The organism is Saccharomonospora cyanea NA-134 (genome assembly GCF_000244975.1).
Classification (GTDB): Bacteria; Actinomycetota; Actinomycetes; order Mycobacteriales; family Pseudonocardiaceae; genus Saccharomonospora; species Saccharomonospora cyanea.
This window is the reverse complement of sequence record NZ_CM001440.1, coordinates 3,982,286-4,001,568: the sequence shown is the minus strand read 5'-3', so window position 1 is coordinate 4,001,568 and position 19,283 is coordinate 3,982,286. Positions and strand designations below refer to the sequence as shown.

Genomic DNA, 19,283 nt, shown 5'->3' with positions numbered 1-19,283 from the left:
AAGTGACCGAGGGGAGGTGACCAGCATGACGCAGCCGACACCGCCGAAGAAGACGGCGCTGACACTCAACCTGGCGATCGACAACGTCAAGCCGACGTTGGCGGCGTTCCGGAAGCTGCCGAAGGAGGCGAACAACCAACTGCGGGAGCGGTCCAAGGCGCTGGCGGAGCTGGTCGCCACCCGGATCAAGGCCGCGGGGTTGGCCGAAGGGAAGCAGGCCGCGCTCGTCGCCCGCACGGTGAAGGCACGCCGGGACCGGGTTCCGGTGGTGCAGGCTGGGGGTACGAAGAAACTCGGCCGCCACCAGGCCCCCGCCTACAGTCTGCTGTTCGGCAGCGAGTTCGGCATGAACCAGCGCACCGGCTGGTACGCGGCAGCGCGGTATCAGCGCTCCATCGGCTACCAGTACCACCCGCACACCGGTCGGCAGGGGGCATGGTTCTTCCCGACCGCCGAGGCGCAGCAGCCGATGATCAACCGGGAGTGGAACGCCGCCGCCGATGAGATCCTGCGCGCGTTCGCAGGGGGTGCGTGATGGCCGCAGGCGAACGCACAATCCGGATCCGGTTCACCGGCACCGTCGAGGGCCTGGCGCGGGCGGCGAAGCAGGCCGAGTCGCACGTGGCGAAGATGTCCCGCTCGGTGGGTGGCGTGGCCGCCTCGTTCGGCAAGCTCACCGCGGTGGCGTCGGCGGGTGCTGTGGCGGCTGGGGCGGCGATCGGCGGTGTGGCGGTCGCGTTCGCTGGTGTCGGCATCGCTGCGGCCGCCGCGAATGAGCAAGTGCAGTCGGCGTTCAGTGGGCTCGCCGACCACGTGAAGAGTGAGCTCCAGGCTGCGGCTGAGCCGCTGGTGCCGGTACTGACCGGCATCGCCGACGACCTGCGCGGCACGTTCGACTCCCTCATGCCCGACATCGAACGCGTGTTCGCGTCGCTGGGGCCGTTGATCGAGTCGCTTGCCGACGGCGTGCAGGAGTTCGTGAAGGGCGCGATGCCGGGGTTCGTGGCCGCGTTCGAGGCGGCGGGCCCGGTGATCGACGCGATCTCCGAGGGCATGGCCGCGTTGGGTCCGGCGCTGTCGCAGTTCTTCACCACCATCGCCGGATCGGCTCCGGCATTGGGGCAGGTGTTCACGACGATCTTCGACGCCGTCGCGCAGCTCCTGCCGCTGTTCGGGCAGTTGTTGGCCGGGTTCGCCGAGTTCGCCGGGCCGGTGCTGGAGGCGCTGCTGCCGCTCATCACGCAGTTGGTGACGGTGTTCATCGAGGCGTTCCTCCCGGTGTTGGAGGAACTCACCCCGGTGTTCGTGACGATCCTGGAGTCGCTGACACCGATCATCGAGGCGTTCGGTCAACTGCTGGAGGCGGTCGCGCCGCTGCTGCCGCCGATCGCCGAGCTGATCGCGCAGCTCGTCGAAGCGCTCGCGCCGGTGATCGCCGACCTCATCGAGCTCATGACCCCGTTCATCGAGCAGTTCATCAAGATCGCCACCGCGGTGCTGTCGGTCGCGGTCCCCGCGCTGACCGGCATCATCGGCACGTTCGGCGACGTGATCGCCGGAGTGAAGAACGTCGCGAAGTGGATCGGCGACCGGTGGGACTGGATCACCGACAAGATCAGCGCCGCGGCCGGGGTGATCGGCGATGTGCTCGGTGGCATGTGGGACGGGCTCACCTCCGGTGTGAAAACGGCGATCAACGCCGCGATCAGCATCCTCAACGGCCTGATCGGGGGAATCAACAACATCATCGACGGGCTGAACTGGGTCAACCCGTTCGACGACATTCCGCACGTGCCCACGATCGGCTACCTCGCCAAGGGCGGCACGGCCCAGGCCGGGCACCCGTACATCGTCGGTGAAGAGGGCCCGGAGTTGTTCGTGCCGGGCCGCACGGGCACGGTGGTGCCGAATCACAAGCTCGCCGGTGGCGGTGACACGCTGGTGCAGGTGTTCCTCGGTGACCGCGAGATCACCGACATCGTCGACACCCGTATTCAGGAGAACACGCGGCAGGCACAGCGCACCCTCGTTTCCCGCACGGGAGGTGCGTTCGCGTGACCGTCACCGCGACCTACCTCGACGACCTCGGCCGCGTGCGCATCGCCTTCACCGGCATCGCCGCGACCGTGGACTACGCCACGGTGGAACGCAGCATCGACGGCGTGCGCTGGCACCAGGTGCGCGGCGCCGAGACCGTGCCCGTCGTGGGTGGTGCCGGCCACGCCGACGACTACGAGTACATGCCAGGTGTGGCGAATCGCTACCGGGTGCGGTTCGTGGACTCCGCGCCGATCTCCTACGTCGGCACGGGCACCGCGGCGCACGCCGACAATGCGGCCATCACGCCGGGCCTGCCCGACGGTCTCGCCGCCGGTGATCTGCTCGTGCTGGCCGTGGGCACCACGCGCGGCGCCGTGCCGGACACCCCGCCCGGCTGGACGCTCATCGCCGACATGCAACCGCTGTGGGTGTTCCAGCGCTACCACGACCCGGCCGCCGCGGCGCCGACGGTGACGTGGACGGGCGGTGTCGCGGGTGACTCCATGTCGGCGGTGATCTCGGCATGGCACAACGGTGCGCAGGGCAACACACCGATGAACGGGATCGTCAACCAGACAGCCGCGCAGGACATCACCACGCCGCCGCTGACGATCCCAGCGGACGGGCAAGCGGTGTTCCTCGTGTCGTGGAAAGCCTCGAACGCCGACGTGGCCGTGCCGCCGTATGAGTTCGAGCTGCGGGCGCTCGCGTCGACCACGGGACAGAGCATCACCGTGTCGAGCATCCCGGCCGAGCTGAACGTGCGCGAGGTCGCCTACGGCGGCCCGATCGCCGTCACAGGCGGGATCGCGGCGCCGTCGTGCGCGGTGATCTGGTCCACCGGGTCGAGGCCAACGCAGTCGGAAGAGACCGTGACGGTCACGCCGACCGCATCGGGGTACTGGATCAAGAACGTGCGTCGACCGAACCTCAACCGCAAGACGACGGTGATCGGCGTCGGCGACATCAGCCGACCGTCGCGGGCCGGGGTGTTCGACGTGGCCGGCCGTGGCGACCCGATCGCGGTGACCGAGGTGCAGGGGTCGCGGCGCACGTCGTTGACGGTGCGGTGCGCTACGGTCGGCGAGGCCGACACGCTCGACCGCACGCTCGCCACCGGTGATGTGCTGCTGTTCCAGGGCGACGGCCCGGAGTGCCCGGTACCGACGATGTACGGCGTCACCGGTGTGGTGCGCCAGTACCGACCGTCGCAGCGACCCGACTCGACGGTGCGCTACGTCGAGATACCCGTCACCGAGGTCGCCGCACCCGACCTGTCCGTGTTCGTCGGCACCGTGACGTGGGCCGACATCGTCAACCAGTTCGCGACGTGGGCCGACCTGATCGCGGCCGAACCGACATGGTCGGACGTGCTCACCATCGTCGCCGAGTCCGACGTGATCACCGGATGATCGGGGGTGCGTCATGCGTCCAGTGAGTGAGCGGTTCCTCGCCACGGTGCGCGGCTCGCACCAGATGACCGCGCGTGCCCGCATCGTGTCTGGTGAGCCGGTCGGCGTCGACCCTGACGGCGTCGAAATCCCGATCGTCGACGGCACGGTGCGCTTCGACCTCAACGGCGAGGTGCGCGCCACACTGGACCTCACCACCCACGGCCGGTGGCCGACCTCGCCCGACGACGCGCTCACCCCGTACGGCGACGAGGTGTTCGTCGAACGCGGCATCGACTACGGCGACGGCACGCGCGAATGGGTGTCACAGGGCTACTACCGGATTTACACCAGCGAGCAGCAGGACGCGCCGAAGGGCACCATCCGGATCACCGGACGTGACCGCGCATCGAAGCTCGTCGACGACCGGCTACTGAGCCCGTATCAGTTCAGCGCGTCGGCGTCGGTGGCTGGTGTCGTCGACTACCTCGTTGGCGAGACCTTCGCCGACCCCTACATCTACTTCGACTGGCAGGCCGACGACGAAACCCTCGGCACCGACCACATCGTCGAACGCGACCGATGGAAGTTCCTCCGCGAGCTCGCCACCGCGTACGCGAAAGACCTGTACTACGACTACCGCGGCTACCTCGTGATGGCCGACCCACTCGACCCGGGAGATCCGGTGTTCAGCGTCAACCGCGGCCCCCGCGGTGTACTCACCAGCGCATCCCGCACGCTCACCCGCGACGGCGTGTACAACGTCGTCGTCGCCGAGGGTGAGCCGGTCGGCGAGGCGCCACCAGTGCGCGGCATCGCCTACGACGCCGTGCCGAGCTCGCCGACGTACTGGCGCGGCAAGTTCGGCCGGGTACCGCGGTTCTTCACGTCGAGCTTCCTGAAGACCGAGGACCAGTGCGTCGCGGCCGCGCGCAAGATGCTCGCCGATGTCACCGGCCTGCCCTACGTCGTGAACTTCGGGATGGTGCCGAACCCGGCGTTGGAGGTCGGCGACCCGGTCGAGGTTGTCTACGAGGCCGACGGCACGGTCCGCACTCACGTGATCGACACGCTGACGCTGCCGCTCGTCGCGTCGTCGCCGGTCACCGCCACCACACGACGAATCGACTTCGAGTAGGAGGGGCGGCATGGATTTGGGGTTGCTGCTCGGAGGGATCGCGCAAGGCGGCGGCGACAACATCGGTTTCCACACCGGTGTGATCACGTCGTGGGACGAACTGACCGGCGTCAACACCGTCAGCGTCGGCGGCACCGACATGGCCAACCTGTCCGTGTTGTCGCCGTCGACCACCATCGGGTTGCGCGCCGGCATGACCGTCGGCGTGCTGAGGGTGCGCACGAAGTACTTCATCCTCGGCCGGATCGCCGCGCCCGGCGCCGGGGCAGCGCTCTCCGTCCGACGCGCAAGCGAACCTCTCATCGTCGAAACCATGAGCAGCAGCTGGGTTGACCTCGGCGGCCCCACCATCAGCAACGTCTACATCGGAGACTCCAGGGCCGCGCTGGTGTTCCTGTCGGTCGGGGTGATCTCGCGGAACCAGTATTCCCTCGCCTCGTTCGAGGTCACGGGCGCATCGAGCATCAGCCCGGACGCACTCGACGCCGCGACCGGCACGGGCGCGTTCGACATCAGCGGGAATCAGAACGTCCACATCGTCAACTACACCTCAAGCGTGTACCTCGTCGACGAACAACTGGGTCTCAACACGGGGTTCAACACGTTCTCGATGCGCTACCAGCGGGCCACAGCCGACGGGTTCTCATCCAGCCAGCCCGCGCAGTTCGAGGCCCGCCGACTCGTCGTCATGCCACTGTAGGAGGGGAAACCATGCCTGTGACACCGAACTTCAACCTCCCGTATCCGGGGTTGGGTGACCCGCCGGACGGGCCCGGACAGGTGCAGGCGCTCGCCCGGGCCACCGATACCGCCCTGTACGAAACACAGCAGGCGTTGGTCCCGGTCGCCGGGCGACAGACCCTGACCAACATCACCGCCCCACCGAACGTGAGCACCTGGACCAACTGGGGGCCGTCGCTGCTGCTGAGCAACCCCGGCACGTCGTGCATGGTGCTCGCGTGGGGCACCGGCTACTCCACCAACAACCTCGGGCCCGCGCAGATCCGGATGCGACTTCAGATCTCCCTCGACGGCGGCATCACGTGGTCCGACGGCGTCGACTCGCGAGGCCAGAACGGCGAATCCAACGGCAGCAGGCGCGACGGGCTGTCCGCGTTGCACTTCGCCACCGGCACCCCGTCGAGCACGATCATGGTGCGCGCCCAGTGCTTCTGGGACGACGCCGGGCTCGGCGGCGAGCCGACATGGTGGAACGGCAACATCCTCGGCCTGGTCCTGCCGGCGCCGGGGTGATCATGATGCCGGACTCAGGTACCGAAACCGCCATCACGTTGCGGTTTCTGCAAGAAGCGTTCGCCGATTGGAAGTCAGGCGTGGACCGCCGATTCGACGACGTGATCGCGCGCTTGGATCGCGTCGTCGCCGAGTTCCAGACCTACGCCCAGGAGCAGGGCCCCCGCACCACAGCCCTGGAGCATCGGGTCGCCGAGACCGAGAAGGACATCGCGGAGTTGCAGCGGTTGCGGGAGCGGGACCGCCTGGAGGCGCGCGAGGACCGGCGCACCTCCACTGGCACGAAGGTCGCGATCGCTACGGCGCTGCTCGGCGCGCTCGTGGCCGTGGTGTTCGGGGTGCTCAACCTGACGATGGGAGCCTGAATGAGCTGGCGTGTCGCGCGGTCACTGCTCACGCTGCGCGAGCAGATCAACGACCGCTACCCGAACCGCAACAAGGCGTCCGACGGCACGATCGGCGACGCCGACCACCGCAACCGCACCAGCGACCACAACCCCTGGTACGGGCCCGGCATCGTGACCGCGCTCGACATCACCCACGACCCGGCGAACGGGGTGGACATCGACCGGTTGACCGACGAACTCGCAGCGTCCCGTGATCCGCGGATCAAGTACGTGATCGCGAACGACCTCATCATGTCCGGCGCCGGTGGCCCGTCGCCGTGGACATGGCGCGAGTACTACGGGGCCAACGAGCACACCCGGCACTTTCACCTGTCGGTGGTGGCGTCGCCGTTGTGCGACGACGACAGCCCGTGGAACCTGCCTTCGCTCGTCGGCCAGCGGACCGCACGCCCCGGCGGCGGGGCTGCCCCGTCTGCGCCTGAGCGCACCCCGAACCGACTGGAGGAGAACATGCACAAGCTCGCATCGGGCTACCACATCGAGTACTTCACGATTCCCGACGGCGTGGAACGGATGGCGATCGGCTGCCCCACGGGCGAGATGGACGTGACGATCCTGTGGCACGGCCGCGGCTACCCGAGCGAGCGCGTGAAGAGTTCCGGGCTGCCGAAGTACGACCACGTCGCCAAGGACTACAAGAACACGATCCACCGCATGCGTCCGGACTACGTGGAGTTCCCGGCCAAGGCGACCGGGTTCGACCTCATCTGGCACTTCCGGCCGGAGAAGCGGGAGTACGAGACCCAGACCGCGAAGATCACGTTCCTGTGAGCCGAGGAGGCAACACGATGTCTAAGCACGCTGTGAAGCGCGAAACGATCGTCGAGGCGAAGGTCAAGACGGCGTCGCTCGCGGCGGCCGTGGCTGGGCTGGTGCTGTCCCTGCTGGGGCACCTGCTGGGCGGCGAGGTGCCGAGCGTGCTGGCCGGCACGATCGAGTCCGCGGTCACCGCGCTCGTTACCGGCGGTGTCACGTTCGCCGGGGGCTGGCTGGCGCGGCACACCCCGCGCGAGGTGATCGACGTGGACGTGGAGTAGACCCGGGCCGCCTACCCCCAGGGGTGGCCCGACACGAGCCCCCGTACCCGGATCGCTGCCGGGTGCGGGGGCTCGTGTCGTGTCCGGGGTCCGGTTGGTGCGGGGAGCGGCAGGGAAAGAAAGGCCGGGCCGATCACGCATTGACCGTTTAACGATCCGTAACCGCGAACAGGGGGGCCATTACCGGATCTGTGGGGTTTCGGTTCCCGTTCGCGTGAAGTCGGAGAGGTATAGTCACACACAGTAAGCCCCCGCGCCGTAGTGGCGGCCGGGGGCGTGGTCGATGTCTAGCTGGAAGGAACCACCGACATGGCCGATCGTATCACCGAGGCTGATCTCCTAGACTCCCGCGACGTGCGTAATCTTCGTCTCGCCCGCGTCAACGTCCTCGACAAGGTCGGGTCGCTCACCGTGTTGCCGGACGACGTGCACGCCACCACCAAAGCCGTGGCTTCGTTCTACGGCGTGCCCGAAGCGACGATCAAGTCAGCGGTGAAGGAACACCGTGCCGAACTTGAAAGCAACGGGTACCGGGTCGTGCGCGGTGCTGAGCTGCGTGAACTGGCTCGCGAGATGGGAAACCAATCTCGCGAACTTGGTCCGAACACTCGATCGCTCGCGCTGTTCACTCGCCGGGCTGTGCTGAACGTCGGCATGCTGCTCCGCGACAGCGAGGTCGCCAAGCAGGTGCGGGCCTACCTGCTCGAGGTCGAAGAGGTCGCGCCACCTGATCTGCGGAAGACCGCCTATGAGCGGTTGCGTGAGAAGGCCGAGTATCGCGGCCTGCGTGACCTGATCGCTGAATCGGCTACCGATTACTCGCCGAGCGACAAGGCCACCCGGATGGCGTTCGCTCGGGCGCAGAACCTCTTGTACCGGTCGACGATCGGCATGGACGCGGCACAGTTGATCAGGAGCGGAAGGCCACTACAGAACTGGTCTGGCAAGAATGGCCCGACCAAGACCGACCGCGGCATCGCCAAGAACTATCTGACCGCGGACGAGCTGAACAAGATGACCAGCCGGGTCACGCTGCTGTTGGCGCACGTGAATGTGCGGTTCGAGAACGACACGCAGCCGTCGATGCAGCAGTGGCTTGAGCTGATTGAGGAAGTCCTGCCGCAGCCCGCCGTCCTCGCCTAAAGCTCGACAGCAGAGCCCCCGAACTCCCCGGATCGCCGGGTCGAGTGCGGGGGCTCTTGCGTCGTGCGGGGCGTCTCGGCTGCGATCGTCCTACATTACTGTGACCAGCCTTAACCGGGCTGACGATGCTAGGCTGATAGCCACGCTATGAGGTCCGTCCCGTCGGGGGACGGCTAGCGAAGCTCCTGTCGGAGGAGAAAGACTATGGCGCTCAGCCGTCTGGCCCAGCAATTCGCTGACGAGATCCGCAACCACGACTGGTCTGACGCGCCCTGGCGGCTTGATCGAGCAGGTCACCGGCGCGAATATGACACGAACATTGGCGAGACCCCCCAGTTGAATCCTAGGGAAACGGACAATGTCCGTACGAATGTGATGTGGGTGGTTGGTCAAGTTCTTGGCTATCAGGATCCCAACTTCGATCCCTACGAGTTCGCCGAAGCGTGTGGGGTCTCTACGACGACCCGTTCGGGGCGTCCCCGTAGCGGCCACATCGAGGCAGGCTTGCGAATCGACGCCGACGGCCGCTTCATGCCACCCGGAGGTTGGTTCGGCGAATAACGGCTCACCCCGATCCGGCACAGAGGCAAGGCAGCTCATGCTGTGGGGTCCGGTCGGGGCGAGGAGCCAGCGGGAGCGCGGTGGCCGTCGGCACGGTCTACGCCGCGATTCGACGATACTGGAAGGGCCCCGCACCCTGGTTCATGCCACGGGTGCGGGGCCCTTTCGCTGCTGTGGCTACCCGAACTGAAGCCGCGGGTAGGCCGCGATGTCCAGGCCGTAGTGCTGGTAGACCTTGGTGGTGTTCATCCCCGTGAGTGTGTCGGGGTCGAGGCCAAGCCACTCGGCGGCGCGGCGCACGGCGTCGGCGGTCTCCCCTTCGATCTCCAGGTACGGCGGGATCTTTGGCCACTCGTCGAGCTCGAACCGCACACCGGAGTGTTCCCAGCTGGTGCGGTAGTTCTCCTGGTAAGCCTTCGGCGTGTAGCCGAGCATCTGCAGCATTTGGTGGGTGGTGTCGAAGTTGGAGACCTCGACCTCCCACTCGTGGGTGCCGTCGATGCCGTCGTGTTCGATGCGTTTGATCGACAGCGTGGTGCCGGTGTGGGTTTGTCGGAGCCGCATCCACGTCGATGCGTCGCCGGGCGCGATGTCGTACACGTAGCGCCGCTGCAGGGTCCGCGGCTGGACCACTGGCGCCTGGCGCAGCCGATCCGCGATCCTCTCGCGGTCGATGTCCAGCGCCTTCGCCTCGTACTCGATCGGCATGAGCTGACCCTATCCCTTCGTCTGCGTGTGCGCGTCCGCCACAAGGGCATCGTGTTCGCTGTCCCGGAGTTCGCGGACCTCACGGGCGGCGTCACCGGAGGCGAACTCACCGACGCCCTGGCACAGGTCCATCCTCTGGATGCACAGCCCGGCCAACCACTTCTTGGTGCGGGAGCGGTACAACCGCACCCCGTAGAACCCCTCCTGGCAGTCGCGGTCGTTGTTGAACCGGCAGGTCGTGCAGGTGCGCGGCAAGCGGGTGGGCCGGATGCGCTTGACGTAGATTCGTCGTCCCTCGGGCAGCAGGTAGGAGGTGCGGAACCCGGACACTCCCGCGGTGATGTGGTGAGCCTCGATCACGGCGCCGCGCTGCCGCAGTACCTCGTCGATGGCATCGAGGCTCTCCTGGCCGTCGTCGAGGGAGTTGAGCAGCCGCACCGACAGCTGCGGGCTGTACTCGTCGAGCAGACGGTGCACCCGCGCGATGTGGGTGTGGTCGACCACGACGATGTTGGCGTCCGCCCGCACGCCGTGGGTGAGGCAGGCGCGGATGCTGTCCTTCAGCGCGGCGATCTTCGCGGCGGCACGGGCCTCGTCGGCGAAGCGGGAGTGCTGCACCTGCGCCAGTTCGGCGGGCGTGGTGCCGAAGATGGAGAAGTTCACCTTCTCCAGACCAGCATCGGCAGCCGCGGGGATCACCCTCGCCCCGTTCTCGCCGTTGGAGGTCATGCGCACGCTGTACCCCGCTTCGCGGGAGAGGCGCACCAGCTCCGCCAGCCGCGGGTGCAGCGTCGGCTCGCCGCCGGTGAGGTGCAGTTCGGTGAGGTCGAGCGCGTCCCGCAGCGTGCTGATCGCCTGCACGTACTCGGGGCCCGGCATCATCGTGGCCGGCACGAACTGAGCGCCGTTGGTGGGCGTGTAGATCGACACCCGGCCGCTGGACCCGGCCGCGGTGAGTGGAAGGGAGCGGTTGTCTGCCGCGACGGGTGTGCCCTCGTTGTGGCAGAACGTGCAGGTCATCCCGCACGCGTCGAGGATCTTCACTCTCAGCGTGGTGTCCCGCGTGATGTAGGTGGGCACAGTGCCCATGACGACCTCCGTTGGTCGTGGGAAGGAGCTATCGCGTCTCCCGAGGTGGTGGTGTGGCCCTGAGGGCACGGGGTGCTCGCATGCGCAGGCCGGTGGTCTACGTGAGCTGCCGGAGTCCTTCGAGGACGGCGTGCAGAAGTGGTGTAGCCGGGTCAGACCAGGCGATGAGGCGCCAGTCGCCGTCGATCAACGGCGGGTCGGGGTCGATGCGCGGCCAGTCGTCGATGCGTGGCAGCACGGCGGTGGTGTCGTCGAGCGCCCGCATCGGTGTGGTGGGGTCGCCGTCGAGGGTGAGCCAGTCGTCGACGGGCACATCGGTGATCATCGTGCGGTTTCCAGGTCGGCGGCATCGGGGATCTCGTCCGCCGGGAATCCCAGCCGCACGCGGACCTCGTGGTCGCAGTGCCAGCAGGTGGGGTCGAGCCAGACCCCGACGATGTCGTCGGTCGTCGGGGTGACGGTCGCGCCGCACAGGACCGGCAGTGCCCGCTGTGCGGCTGGTTGGTGGTGGTCGGTGTCGTAGGCGTGCCGTTTGCCGTCTGCCTGTTGCCAGAGGTAGCGCTGCACCATGCCCCCAACTGGTAATGTCATCTGTACCAGTTTGAACGGTGGCAGACCGGGAAGCAGAGGTCAAGACGTAATCTGGTCATGACAACTAGCCCCGGGGAGAATCGATCGAATGGTGGACAAGACAAGCGGTGTCCCCGTGCACCGACAGGTCGCAGCAGACCTGAGGGAGCGCATCACCACAGGCGAGTACGCGCCCGGGGACAAACTGCCCAGCGAACGAGCCATGATCGAGACTTACGGCGTTTCGCGGCTCACCATCCGTGAAGCACTCGGCATCCTTCGCGCTGAAGGAGTTGTTGTCACCGAGCACGGGCGCGGAGTGTTCGTGCGTCCACCCGCATCCATCCAGCGTCTGTCGCGATCCCGGTTGTCGCGGGCGGCGCGCGCGGAGAACAAGGGCGCCTTCCTCGCCGACGCGGCCGCGCAGGGCTTCACGCCCAGCAGTTCGGTGCGCGTGCGGTTCGAGCCGGCCGACGAGCGTGCCGCCGGTCATCTCGGAATCCAGCCGGGAGATGAGGTGACCGTGCGGGATCGCGTGATGCGGGCCGACGGGCTCGTGGTGCAACTCGCCGTTTCCCGCCTGCCGCGCACGTTCACGCGCGGCACCGCGATCGAAGAGGTCGACACCGGCCCTGGCGGAGCGTACGCGCGACTGGAGGAAGCCGGACACACCATCGGCCACTACGCCGAGCACGTCGGTTCCCGCATGCCCACACCCGAGGAGGCATCAGCACTTCAGCTCGGTCAAGGCATCCCGGTCATCACCGTGACGCGGGTGGCCTACCGGGAGGACGGCACGCCGCTGGAGATGAACGACATGGTTCTCCCGGCCGACCGGTACGAACTGTCCTACGAGTGGGCTGCCGAGTAGCTCTCAGCGTCGATCACCGGGTGGGCGTCGATCTCGGCGGCTCGGTCGATGAATTCACGGCCCAGCCCGGCGAGCAGCTCGCCGACCTCGCGCAGCGGCCCGGCCGGTAGCTGCCCGCCGTCCTGGCGGATCATCAGTTCGACGACGATCTCGCCGAACGACCGGTTGACGTTCGCGGCGCGGGCGAGGAGGGCGCGGTCGCGTTCGATCATCGGCCGCACCCCAGGCAGTCGACGACCGGGCCGTCGTGTGGCTCGTCGGTGGCAGGAAACGACCGGCCGCACACAGTGTGCTCGACGACTGCATCGCCGGTCTCGTGGTTGTAGGCGACGACCGCGTGCCGTACGCCGTCAGCGTCGACCATCGTTCCAAGGGCAGTTGTGGGCGCGTTCACGCTGCTCAGGGTAGGACGCATGGGAACGCGTAGGAATGCGTCGTGATGCGTCATCACTCGAACGGACGCGTCCGTTCGGTTTCCGCCGCGTCTTGCCTGTCTACGTTCGACGCGTGCCTACGCCGCCGTTCACGCCCGATCCGGCAGACCCGCGCTACTTGTATGAGCAGCTCGCCGACTACATTGCCGAGCAGATCGCCGCAGGGGAGCTACGGCCGGGCGACCGCCTGCCCGCAGAACGCGAATTCGGCGACGTGTACGGCGTCTCACTCGGAACTGGGCGGCGAGCTGTGGAGATCTTGCGGGAGCGCGGGCTCGTCGTCACGAAACCAATCACCGGAACGTTCGTGGCGAAACGCTGATAGCACCTGTCGCCGTCAGCGTTCGAGACCCTACGAACCAGCCGCCGTGTAGCGCTCGTTCTCGGCGATCAGGCTCGCCGCTTCGAGTACGTGCCAGGACGTGCACCCGTAGCCGCGGGTGCGCTCTGACTCTTCGACGTAGCTGCGGCGTGAGATCACCGGGTCGGCGACGATCAGCTCGGTGCCGCACTCGGCGACCATCTCGGCATCCAGCCGAGTGCCCGAAGCTTGTTGCGTGGCTTCCCACGACCCGTAGCGGTCGAGCTGACGCAGATGGAGCCATTCGTGCACGACGACGGTCTCGACGTACGAGCAGGGGATGTCGGGGTGGATCATGGGGACGCCGGTGGCGGGGTCCACGCGGCCGGAGTAGCCGTCCATGTTGCTGCCGCCCCACACCACCCAGTCGCGCCAGTCTTCGCCGAGCATGGCGAGGGTGGCGTGGTACGTCTGGTCCCAGTCGCAATGCTCCTCGGCGCGGCCTGGGATGGGAGTGGTCGTGGAGGACGCCGGACCAGGGGGTGCCGCCGCGGCGACGACGAGAACCAGGGCGAACACCACGGCGAGCGCGAGTGATCTTCTCACCGCGATCACATCGCCTGCTCGGCCTGGTCGCCGTACGCATCGGCATCGAGCATGAGGCGGTAGTCAGGGCACTTCGCCTCGTGCGGGCCGCCGCCGCAGAACGGGCAGGTCGACAGTCGGGGCACGTTCGACAGACCGCAGTAGCCGACCCCCTCGCCGCAGGGCGTGAGGTAGACGACAGTTGCCGGGCGGCCGCAGGTGCACCGCTCGCCAGGGTTGGCGGGACGTTCCGAGAGGTCGGGATTGGTACGGTTGTTGGGCACGGGTACCTCCGTTCAGGTACCTCGGGTCCACATCCGGTCCATCAAGTAAGGGTCTATGCAGGTAGTCGATTCTTGTCCGCCAGTACGCGGTGCTCCCTGCCGGGCGGTGAGCATACGCGGGAATGCACAGTGTCCCGCGAACGTCGTCACTGTGTGGTGATGGCGCGGTCCGCGCCTCGCCGAGGTGATCGATCACCTGTTCGAAGAGTACCGTGGGTCGCCGCCCCTGCCTGGGTGGTGCCACGGCTGTGGCGTCACCGAGAAGATCAACCCCCAGAAGCAGGAGCTTTCCATGGTCGCCATCACGGCGGAATCGCACAACGTCCTCGAGGCCGCCTCCGACCCGGCCACAGACATCGACCCGGTGGCCGACTTCGGTGCCCTGGGCCTGCGGCCGGAGTTGTTGAAGGCGCTGTCGGACCTCGGCTACGAGGAGCCGACCCCCATCCAGCGGGCCGCGATCCCAACGTTGCTGGACGGCGCCGACGTCGTCGGCCAGGCCGCCACCGGCACCGGTAAGACGGCCGCGTTCTCGCTGCCGGTACTACACCGGATCGCCGACCTCGAACGGGGTACCGAGCCCAGTGCCCTTGTGTTGGTGCCTACCCGGGAGCTCGCCGCGCAGGTGTGCGAGGCGATGTACCGCTACGGCCACCACCTCGGTATCCGGGTCGTCCCCGTGTACGGCGGGCAACCGATGGGCAGGCAGCTCCGCAACCTGGAGACCGGCGTCGACGTGGTCGTGGCCACACCCGGCAGGGCGCTCGACCACCTGTCACGCGGCTCCTTGGACCTGTCGAAACTGCGCATGGTGGTCCTGGACGAGGCCGACGAGATGCTCGACATGGGTTTCGCCGAGGACATCGACGCGATCCTCGACCGGACTCCCGCCGATCGACAGACGATGCTGTTCTCCGCGACCATGCCACCGCGCATCGCCGGCATGGTGCGTCGTTACCTGCGCGAACCGCGCAGGATCGAGCTGTCGCGCGCCGAGTCGATGAGTGGTGACGCCGCCTCGATCACGCAGACGGCCTACATCGTGCCCCGGGGGCACAAGCCGGCCGCGCTCGGCCGGGTTCTCGACATCGAGGCTCCCGAAGCCGCGGTCGTCTTCTGCCGGACCCGGGAAGAGGTCGACCGCCTCACCGAGACCATGAACGGCCGCGGATACCGCGCGGAGGCACTGCACGGCGGCATGGACCAGAACCAGCGCAACCGCGTGGTCGGACGTCTGCGCGCGGGCACCGCCGATCTCGTGGTCGCCACCGACGTCGCCGCGCGCGGACTCGACATCGACCAGCTCACCCACGTCGTGAACTACGACGTGCCGAGCGCGCCCGAGGTCTACGTGCACCGCACCGGCCGGGTCGGCCGCGCCGGGCGCGAGGGCAGCGCGATCACGCTCGCCGAGCCCCGCGAACACCGCATGATCAAGACGATCGAGCGGGTGACAGGCCAAACCATTCCGGTGCGCAAACTGCCCACCGTGGCCGACCTGCGCGCGCGTCGGCTCGAACTCACCCGCACCGCGCTGCGCGACGCGTTGGTGGGCGCCGACGACCTCGACCAGTACCGCGTGGTGGTGGAACCGCTGGCCGAGGAGTTCGACGTCGTCGAGATCGCACTCGCGGCCGTCAAACTCGCTCACGCCGACGCCGGCAACATCGACGAGAACGAGATCCCGGACGTGGAACTGCGGACGCGGGACGAGGGAAGGGCCCGCCGCGGGCCCCGGGACCGCGGTCCCAGGGACACGCGGCGCGGGAAGCGCGCGGGCGGCGGGATGACGCGGTTGTTCGTGAGTCTCGGCCGGAGGGCCGGTGTCCGACCGCAGGACCTCGTCGGCGCCATCGCGGGCGAGTCGCAGCTGCGGGGCAAGGACGTCGGCGCCATCGAGATCACCGACAGGTTCTCGCTCGTGGACGTACCGGACGCCGCTGCGGACGACGTCATCACGGCGCTGCGGGACAGCAGCATCAAGGGTCGCAAGGTCACCGTGCGCCGCGAACGTCGTGCGACCCGGTGACGGCTCGGCGGGATGGCGGAGCACATCGGGCGTACCCGGTGGAAGCCCGGTACGAGGGCACCGTGCGCGGTGGTCCGCCGTGGCAGCCGACGAGGCGTTGACCAGAACGGTCCGAGGGCCGACCACCGAGGTGAGCCGGTTGGCGAGACTCATCTCCCAAGCCAGCGCGATGGGCAGCGCCCCCGCAGGGAAACAGGGGTGAGAAATCACCTCGCCGCCTCCGACCGAGGTGGGGCCGAGTGTCCGCCCTGCGCTCCGCGAGCTGGTCGGTGACACGTCGACCTCCGTGGAGTCCTGCCGGGTGGCACCGCGTTCGACCTCGGCCGGATCCGCCCGGCCGCCCTCAGGTGGTGTGGACGATGAGCACGTCCACCCCGGACTTACGGGCCACCTCGGACGGCACCGAACCGAGGATCCGGCCCGCGAGCGTGTTGAGTCCCCGGTTGCCGACCACGAGCAGGTCCGCGCCGTGGTCCCTCACGACCTTGCGCAGTGAGCTCACCGGCTCGCCGACCACTGCGGTGGTCTTCACCGACGTGGCTCCGGCCTTCGTCGCCCGCTCCAACGCGGTGCGTAACGTCTCCTCCGCAGGAGTGGAACCGACCACCTGGTACGCCTCGTCACCGAGCACGTCCTGGGCTTTGTCGATCCGTTCCTTGCCCGCGGGGTAGTACGCACACGCGATGACGAGGGTGGCGGCGGAGTCGGCTGCGACCTTCGCCGCGCGCTCGACGGCGGCCAGTGACGAGTCCGAGCCGTCGGTGCCGACGACGACGGTGGTGTAGGCGGCCATCCGGTCCTCCAGTGGGTGTCGTACCGGGTCTGGAGGGTGACAGTAGCGGGTCGGCGGTGGCCGCGCAGCAGTTACCTACTCGCGAGTCGGTTTCGTTGTGACCGCCCGTACCCGCACTGTCGGAGCCGACGCGCCGTCGCTGTTGTGTGCTGCCGCGTCCACCGACTCACCGTCACCGGGCTGCTTGCCGTTGTCCGGCTGCCCGTTGCCGTCCTTGGCCTCGGCGGAGCCGAGGGCCGACTCCGCCTCGGCGAGCATCGCCCTGGCGGCCTTGACCTGCTCGGCGATCCGGGCGCGTAGCGTGCGCAGCTCCTCGACCCTGGCCGTGGCCTCGGCCACGCGACGGTTGGACTCTTCGGTGGCTTCGCGGACGCGGCGCTTGGCTTCGTCGGTGGCTTCGGCCACGCGCGCGTTGGCTTCGCTGATCGAGTCCTGCTTACGGCGGTTGGCGTCCTCCACGGACTCGCGACGCCTGCGTTCGATCTCCGCTTCGGCCTTCGCCCGCTCGTCGGCGACCTGGGCCCGGATGGTGGTGGCCTCCTCGCCTGCCTCCCGCACCCGACGTTCCGCCTCGGCCTTGCTGGCGGCTTCCTGCTCGGCCAGCACGCGCATCGACTCGGTGCGCCGCTGGGACATCGCGATCTCGAAGTCCTCCTCGACCTGCGTGCGGCGCTGCTGCGCCTCGCGGTCGAGCCGCTCGCGCTCCTGCTCGGCCTCGGAGGTGATGCGGGCGGCCTCGGCGCGGGCGTCTTCGAGTACCTTGGCGTGCTCGGCCTCCATCTGCTTGCGCCGCTCGGCCAGCTCGGTGAGCAGTTGCTCGTAGCGGGCGCGCATGGCGCTCGCGTCGGACTCGGCCTTGGCCCTGATGTGGCTCGCCTCGGCCTCGGCCCGGGCCTTGGTGTCGCTCGCCTCCTCCTGGGCGAGCCGCAGCATCCGTTGAAGCCGTTCGGACAGTCCCTCGATGGTCGTGGGGGGCTGGGCGAGCCGTTCGACCTGTCCGCGCAGGTCGTCGATCTCGATGCGCGCGGACTCGAGCTGTCTGGCCAGGTCGTCCGCCTGCGAGATGGCCGCGTCGCGATCGGACATGAGCATCTTGATGTCGGCGTCGAGCCGTTCCAAGTGCTCGTCGACCTGCGCGCGGTTGTAGCCGCGCTTCTCGAAGTCGAAACCGGCTCCCAGCGGCACGAGCTCCCGTTCCTCGCCAAGGCTCATGGTCTCCACCCTAGCGGGCGGGCTCGGCGTGCACGTGTCGGAGAGTCCGATGGAGCGAGAGGGGGCAGCGGTGCCGACGATCCGGCTGTCCTAACGGGCTGCTGCGCGGCGTTGGATCCGACCACGCGAGCTGGGACGTTGCGGTTCGACGCGAGCGCCGCGGGGCGGTCCGGACATTGGGAGCGCCCGCGTTCCGGCCCCCTTCCCCCGGTCGCGTGCTCGCGCATCATGGACGGACGCGAACACGCGACGAGAGGGCGGTGATGTGCGGATGCCTCGACGACCGCAGGGTGCCGACGTGCCGGCCAGGGAGCGGATCCTCCGCGCGGCCGAGCGGCTGTTCGCGGAGTTCGGGTTCCAGGCCACTCCCACGTCGCGGATCGCCGAGGTCGCCGGGGTGCCGAAAGGTCTGGTGCACTACCACTTCCGCCGCAAGCCCGATCTGCTGACCGCATTGGTCGAGCGGTTGCCCGACGAACGGGTCGATCTCCAACGGGTGGTGGTGCGGGGCGACGTCGCCGAGAGCCTGCACCGACTCGTCACCGAGTTGGACGGCAGGTTGTCGGCGTCCCGCGTGCTGTCACACCTGCTGTGGCGTGAGGCCGACACCCACAGCGTGGTACGTGAGGCTCTGCGTCAGCGTTACGAGACGCTGATCGCCCAGGTTCGTGCGGTCATCCTCGCGGCGGGTGTGCCCGCGCGAAGTCCCGCCGACGTCGACAGCGCGTCGGCGCTGGTCGCTCGCGCGGTCAGCTACCGGCACTCGGTGGCACGGCACACGGAGGAGCCGGAGGAGATGCGGCGGGAGCTGTCCCTCATCGCCTCGGCGCTCGAGGCGAAGGCCGGCGCGGCCGAGCCTACGGGCCGGTAGAGCGCGGTGGTGCCGCCGGTCACCTGGCGCCCGACGCGGGCCTCCGCTGCCTTGTCAGTGCGCCGTCAGTGCGCCGTCAGTGCGCTTCGGCGGGCTCGACGAGTTCCACCAGCACTCCGCCCGCGTCCTTCGGGTGCACGAAGTTGACCTTGCTCCCGGCGGTGCCGCGGCGGGCCCGCGGGTACAGCACGCGCAGCCCCGCCGACCGCAGTGCCTCGGCGGCGGCCTCGACGTCGCTGACGCGATAGGCGAGCTGCTGGAGTCCGGGGCCGTTGCGGTCGAGGAACTTGGCGATGGTCGACTCGTCGTCGGCGGGCGCCAGCAGTTGCACGGCCGCTCCGGAGGCGTCGCCCGGGGCACGCAGCATCGCCTCGCGGACCCCTTGGTCCTCGTTCACCTCGACGTGGGTGACCTCGAGCCCGAAGTGCTCCGTGTGGAACGCGATGGCGGCGTCGAGGTCCGGCACGGCGATGCCGACGTGGTCGACGGCGGTGACGAACGACGAGAGCGGCTCCAGTGCCTGGTTCATGGCCCGGAGGATAGACCGCACCGAGACGGTGTGGCA

At 68.4% G+C, this 19,283-nt stretch carries 26 protein-coding genes; 15 read left to right on the top strand and 11 right to left on the bottom strand.

Annotated elements, in window-relative coordinates; translation table 11 throughout:
- Positions 1-25 precede the first annotated feature (25 nt).
- From SACCYDRAFT_RS18550 to SACCYDRAFT_RS26445, 11 genes are all read left to right on the top strand, one after another.
- Positions 26-535 carry a hypothetical protein gene (locus SACCYDRAFT_RS18550; protein ID WP_005458527.1) on the top strand — a complete coding sequence of 170 codons (510 nt, stop codon included), beginning with the start codon at positions 26-28 and terminating at the stop codon, positions 533-535.
- Positions 535-2,058 (top strand): phage tail protein, encoded by a 1,524-nt coding sequence (locus tag SACCYDRAFT_RS18545; protein WP_005458526.1) that lies wholly within the window; start codon positions 535-537, stop codon positions 2,056-2,058. The genes SACCYDRAFT_RS18550 and SACCYDRAFT_RS18545 overlap by 1 nt, the downstream gene beginning before the upstream one ends.
- Positions 2,055-3,452: a hypothetical protein gene (locus tag SACCYDRAFT_RS18540; RefSeq protein WP_005458525.1), complete on the top strand. Its 1,398-nt coding sequence runs from the start codon at positions 2,055-2,057 to the stop codon at positions 3,450-3,452. Before SACCYDRAFT_RS18545 ends, SACCYDRAFT_RS18540 begins: the two co-directional genes overlap by 4 nt.
- 13 nt (positions 3,453-3,465) lie before the next feature.
- Positions 3,466-4,569 carry a DUF5047 domain-containing protein gene (locus SACCYDRAFT_RS18535; protein WP_005458524.1) on the top strand — a complete coding sequence of 368 codons (1,104 nt, stop codon included), beginning with the start codon at positions 3,466-3,468 and terminating at the stop codon, positions 4,567-4,569.
- A gap of 10 nt (positions 4,570-4,579) precedes the next feature.
- The gene (locus SACCYDRAFT_RS18530; protein WP_005458523.1) at positions 4,580-5,269 is read left to right on the top strand and encodes a hypothetical protein; all 690 of its coding nucleotides are present in this window, start codon (positions 4,580-4,582) and stop codon (positions 5,267-5,269) included.
- A gap of 11 nt (positions 5,270-5,280) precedes the next feature.
- Entirely contained in the window at positions 5,281-5,823 is a 543-nt protein-coding gene (locus SACCYDRAFT_RS18525) for a hypothetical protein (RefSeq protein ID WP_005458522.1), read from the top strand.
- Positions 5,824-5,828: 5 nt separating this feature from the next.
- Positions 5,829-6,188 (top strand): hypothetical protein, encoded by a 360-nt coding sequence (locus SACCYDRAFT_RS18520; protein WP_157606528.1) that lies wholly within the window; start codon positions 5,829-5,831, stop codon positions 6,186-6,188.
- A complete protein-coding gene (locus SACCYDRAFT_RS25535; RefSeq protein ID WP_005458519.1) occupies positions 6,189-7,001 on the top strand; it encodes a hypothetical protein in 813 nt (270 codons plus the stop codon). It abuts the gene before it with no gap.
- Between the two features lie 17 nt (positions 7,002-7,018).
- Entirely contained in the window at positions 7,019-7,267 is a 249-nt protein-coding gene (locus SACCYDRAFT_RS18510) for a hypothetical protein (protein ID WP_005458518.1), read from the top strand.
- A gap of 309 nt (positions 7,268-7,576) precedes the next feature.
- Positions 7,577-8,410: a RhuM family protein gene (gene rhuM, locus SACCYDRAFT_RS25530; protein ID WP_005458517.1), complete on the top strand. Its 834-nt coding sequence runs from the start codon at positions 7,577-7,579 to the stop codon at positions 8,408-8,410.
- Between the two features lie 204 nt (positions 8,411-8,614).
- Positions 8,615-8,971 carry a hypothetical protein gene (locus tag SACCYDRAFT_RS26445; protein ID WP_005458516.1) on the top strand — a complete coding sequence of 119 codons (357 nt, stop codon included), beginning with the start codon at positions 8,615-8,617 and terminating at the stop codon, positions 8,969-8,971.
- A 177-nt stretch (positions 8,972-9,148) separates the two neighbouring features.
- Here SACCYDRAFT_RS26445 and SACCYDRAFT_RS18500 read toward each other — a convergent pair whose 3' ends face one another.
- From SACCYDRAFT_RS18500 to SACCYDRAFT_RS18485, 4 genes are all read right to left on the bottom strand, one after another.
- On the bottom strand, positions 9,149-9,679 hold the full coding sequence (locus tag SACCYDRAFT_RS18500; protein WP_005458515.1) for a class IV adenylate cyclase: 531 nt from the start codon (positions 9,677-9,679) through the stop codon (positions 9,149-9,151).
- A 9-nt stretch (positions 9,680-9,688) separates the two neighbouring features.
- A complete protein-coding gene (locus SACCYDRAFT_RS18495; protein ID WP_005458514.1) occupies positions 9,689-10,768 on the bottom strand; it encodes a radical SAM protein in 1,080 nt (359 codons plus the stop codon).
- Between the two features lie 97 nt (positions 10,769-10,865).
- The gene (locus SACCYDRAFT_RS18490; protein ID WP_005458513.1) at positions 10,866-11,093 is read right to left on the bottom strand and encodes a hypothetical protein; all 228 of its coding nucleotides are present in this window, start codon (positions 11,091-11,093) and stop codon (positions 10,866-10,868) included.
- Complete coding sequence (locus SACCYDRAFT_RS18485) at positions 11,090-11,359, bottom strand: zinc finger protein (protein ID WP_408640294.1); 270 nt, start codon at positions 11,357-11,359, stop codon at positions 11,090-11,092. The genes SACCYDRAFT_RS18490 and SACCYDRAFT_RS18485 overlap by 4 nt, the downstream gene beginning before the upstream one ends.
- Before the next feature lie 88 nt (positions 11,360-11,447).
- Between SACCYDRAFT_RS18485 and SACCYDRAFT_RS18480 the strand changes: the two genes are divergently transcribed.
- A complete protein-coding gene (locus tag SACCYDRAFT_RS18480; protein ID WP_005458511.1) occupies positions 11,448-12,209 on the top strand; it encodes a GntR family transcriptional regulator in 762 nt (253 codons plus the stop codon).
- Here SACCYDRAFT_RS18480 and SACCYDRAFT_RS18475 read toward each other — a convergent pair.
- Together SACCYDRAFT_RS18475 and SACCYDRAFT_RS26440 are read right to left on the bottom strand one after the other, a co-directional pair.
- A complete protein-coding gene (locus SACCYDRAFT_RS18475; RefSeq protein ID WP_005458510.1) occupies positions 12,188-12,421 on the bottom strand; it encodes a hypothetical protein in 234 nt (77 codons plus the stop codon). The two genes, SACCYDRAFT_RS18480 and SACCYDRAFT_RS18475, sit on opposite strands and share 22 nt — an antisense overlap.
- Positions 12,418-12,603: a hypothetical protein gene (locus tag SACCYDRAFT_RS26440; RefSeq protein WP_157606527.1), complete on the bottom strand. Its 186-nt coding sequence runs from the start codon at positions 12,601-12,603 to the stop codon at positions 12,418-12,420. Before SACCYDRAFT_RS26440 ends, SACCYDRAFT_RS18475 begins: the two co-directional genes overlap by 4 nt.
- Positions 12,604-12,716: 113 nt before the next feature.
- Between SACCYDRAFT_RS26440 and SACCYDRAFT_RS18470 the strand changes: the two genes are divergently transcribed.
- Positions 12,717-12,965: a winged helix-turn-helix domain-containing protein gene (locus tag SACCYDRAFT_RS18470; RefSeq protein ID WP_043536643.1), complete on the top strand. Its 249-nt coding sequence runs from the start codon at positions 12,717-12,719 to the stop codon at positions 12,963-12,965.
- Positions 12,966-12,995: 30 nt separating this feature from the next.
- On the opposite strand, the gene SACCYDRAFT_RS18465 is transcribed toward SACCYDRAFT_RS18470, so the two are convergent.
- Both SACCYDRAFT_RS18465 and SACCYDRAFT_RS18460 read right to left on the bottom strand, forming a co-directional pair.
- A complete protein-coding gene (locus SACCYDRAFT_RS18465; RefSeq protein ID WP_157606526.1) occupies positions 12,996-13,550 on the bottom strand; it encodes a hypothetical protein in 555 nt (184 codons plus the stop codon).
- Positions 13,551-13,555: 5 nt separating this feature from the next.
- The gene (locus SACCYDRAFT_RS18460; RefSeq protein WP_005458507.1) at positions 13,556-13,813 is read right to left on the bottom strand and encodes a hypothetical protein; all 258 of its coding nucleotides are present in this window, start codon (positions 13,811-13,813) and stop codon (positions 13,556-13,558) included.
- 292 nt (positions 13,814-14,105) lie between these two features.
- On the opposite strand from SACCYDRAFT_RS18460, the gene SACCYDRAFT_RS18455 reads away from it, so the two are divergent.
- Entirely contained in the window at positions 14,106-15,842 is a 1,737-nt protein-coding gene (locus SACCYDRAFT_RS18455; protein ID WP_005458505.1) for a DEAD/DEAH box helicase, read from the top strand.
- Positions 15,843-16,185: 343 nt separating this feature from the next.
- Here SACCYDRAFT_RS18455 and SACCYDRAFT_RS18450 read toward each other — a convergent pair whose 3' ends face one another.
- Together SACCYDRAFT_RS18450 and SACCYDRAFT_RS18445 are read right to left on the bottom strand one after the other, a co-directional pair.
- On the bottom strand, positions 16,186-16,635 hold the full coding sequence (locus tag SACCYDRAFT_RS18450; RefSeq protein WP_005458504.1) for a universal stress protein: 450 nt from the start codon (positions 16,633-16,635) through the stop codon (positions 16,186-16,188).
- Between the two features lie 75 nt (positions 16,636-16,710).
- The gene (locus SACCYDRAFT_RS18445) at positions 16,711-17,847 is read right to left on the bottom strand and encodes a DivIVA domain-containing protein (protein ID WP_005458503.1); all 1,137 of its coding nucleotides are present in this window, start codon (positions 17,845-17,847) and stop codon (positions 16,711-16,713) included.
- A 271-nt stretch (positions 17,848-18,118) separates the two neighbouring features.
- On the opposite strand from SACCYDRAFT_RS18445, the gene SACCYDRAFT_RS18440 reads away from it, so the two are divergent.
- A complete protein-coding gene (locus tag SACCYDRAFT_RS18440) occupies positions 18,119-18,718 on the top strand; it encodes a TetR/AcrR family transcriptional regulator (RefSeq protein ID WP_043536642.1) in 600 nt (199 codons plus the stop codon).
- Positions 18,719-18,794: 76 nt separating this feature from the next.
- Here SACCYDRAFT_RS18440 and mce read toward each other — a convergent pair whose 3' ends face one another.
- Positions 18,795-19,247 (bottom strand): methylmalonyl-CoA epimerase, encoded by a 453-nt coding sequence (mce, locus tag SACCYDRAFT_RS18435; RefSeq protein WP_005458501.1) that lies wholly within the window; start codon positions 19,245-19,247, stop codon positions 18,795-18,797.
- Positions 19,248-19,283 lie beyond the last annotated feature (36 nt).

What these genes read in the sequence shown, in the direction of transcription:
- mce (WP_005458501.1), bottom strand. Translation starts at nt 19,247, where the DNA reads ATGAACCAGGCACTGGAGCCGCTCTCGTCGTTCGTCACCGCCGTCGAC.
- SACCYDRAFT_RS18530 (WP_005458523.1), top strand. Translation starts at nt 4,580, where the DNA reads ATGGATTTGGGGTTGCTGCTCGGAGGGATCGCGCAAGGCGGCGGCGAC.
- SACCYDRAFT_RS26445 (WP_005458516.1), top strand. Translation starts at nt 8,615, where the DNA reads ATGGCGCTCAGCCGTCTGGCCCAGCAATTCGCTGACGAGATCCGCAAC.
- SACCYDRAFT_RS18440 (WP_043536642.1), top strand. Translation starts at nt 18,119, where the DNA reads ATGCCTCGACGACCGCAGGGTGCCGACGTGCCGGCCAGGGAGCGGATC.
- SACCYDRAFT_RS18520 (WP_157606528.1), top strand. Translation starts at nt 5,829, where the DNA reads ATGCCGGACTCAGGTACCGAAACCGCCATCACGTTGCGGTTTCTGCAA.
- SACCYDRAFT_RS18510 (WP_005458518.1), top strand. Translation starts at nt 7,019, where the DNA reads ATGTCTAAGCACGCTGTGAAGCGCGAAACGATCGTCGAGGCGAAGGTC.
- SACCYDRAFT_RS18475 (WP_005458510.1), bottom strand. Translation starts at nt 12,421, where the DNA reads ATGATCGAACGCGACCGCGCCCTCCTCGCCCGCGCCGCGAACGTCAAC.
- SACCYDRAFT_RS18485 (WP_408640294.1), bottom strand. Translation starts at nt 11,359, where the DNA reads ATGACATTACCAGTTGGGGGCATGGTGCAGCGCTACCTCTGGCAACAG.
- SACCYDRAFT_RS18500 (WP_005458515.1), bottom strand. Translation starts at nt 9,679, where the DNA reads ATGCCGATCGAGTACGAGGCGAAGGCGCTGGACATCGACCGCGAGAGG.
- rhuM (WP_005458517.1), top strand. Translation starts at nt 7,577, where the DNA reads ATGGCCGATCGTATCACCGAGGCTGATCTCCTAGACTCCCGCGACGTG.
- SACCYDRAFT_RS18495 (WP_005458514.1), bottom strand. Translation starts at nt 10,768, where the DNA reads ATGGGCACTGTGCCCACCTACATCACGCGGGACACCACGCTGAGAGTG.
- SACCYDRAFT_RS25535 (WP_005458519.1), top strand. Translation starts at nt 6,189, where the DNA reads ATGAGCTGGCGTGTCGCGCGGTCACTGCTCACGCTGCGCGAGCAGATC.
- SACCYDRAFT_RS18450 (WP_005458504.1), bottom strand. Translation starts at nt 16,635, where the DNA reads ATGGCCGCCTACACCACCGTCGTCGTCGGCACCGACGGCTCGGACTCG.
- SACCYDRAFT_RS18550 (WP_005458527.1), top strand. Translation starts at nt 26, where the DNA reads ATGACGCAGCCGACACCGCCGAAGAAGACGGCGCTGACACTCAACCTG.
- SACCYDRAFT_RS18455 (WP_005458505.1), top strand. Translation starts at nt 14,106, where the DNA reads ATGGTCGCCATCACGGCGGAATCGCACAACGTCCTCGAGGCCGCCTCC.
- SACCYDRAFT_RS18490 (WP_005458513.1), bottom strand. Translation starts at nt 11,093, where the DNA reads ATGATCACCGATGTGCCCGTCGACGACTGGCTCACCCTCGACGGCGAC.
- SACCYDRAFT_RS18445 (WP_005458503.1), bottom strand. Translation starts at nt 17,847, where the DNA reads ATGAGCCTTGGCGAGGAACGGGAGCTCGTGCCGCTGGGAGCCGGTTTC.
- SACCYDRAFT_RS18535 (WP_005458524.1), top strand. Translation starts at nt 3,466, where the DNA reads ATGCGTCCAGTGAGTGAGCGGTTCCTCGCCACGGTGCGCGGCTCGCAC.
- SACCYDRAFT_RS18545 (WP_005458526.1), top strand. Translation starts at nt 535, where the DNA reads ATGGCCGCAGGCGAACGCACAATCCGGATCCGGTTCACCGGCACCGTC.
- SACCYDRAFT_RS18480 (WP_005458511.1), top strand. Translation starts at nt 11,448, where the DNA reads ATGGTGGACAAGACAAGCGGTGTCCCCGTGCACCGACAGGTCGCAGCA.
- SACCYDRAFT_RS18525 (WP_005458522.1), top strand. Translation starts at nt 5,281, where the DNA reads ATGCCTGTGACACCGAACTTCAACCTCCCGTATCCGGGGTTGGGTGAC.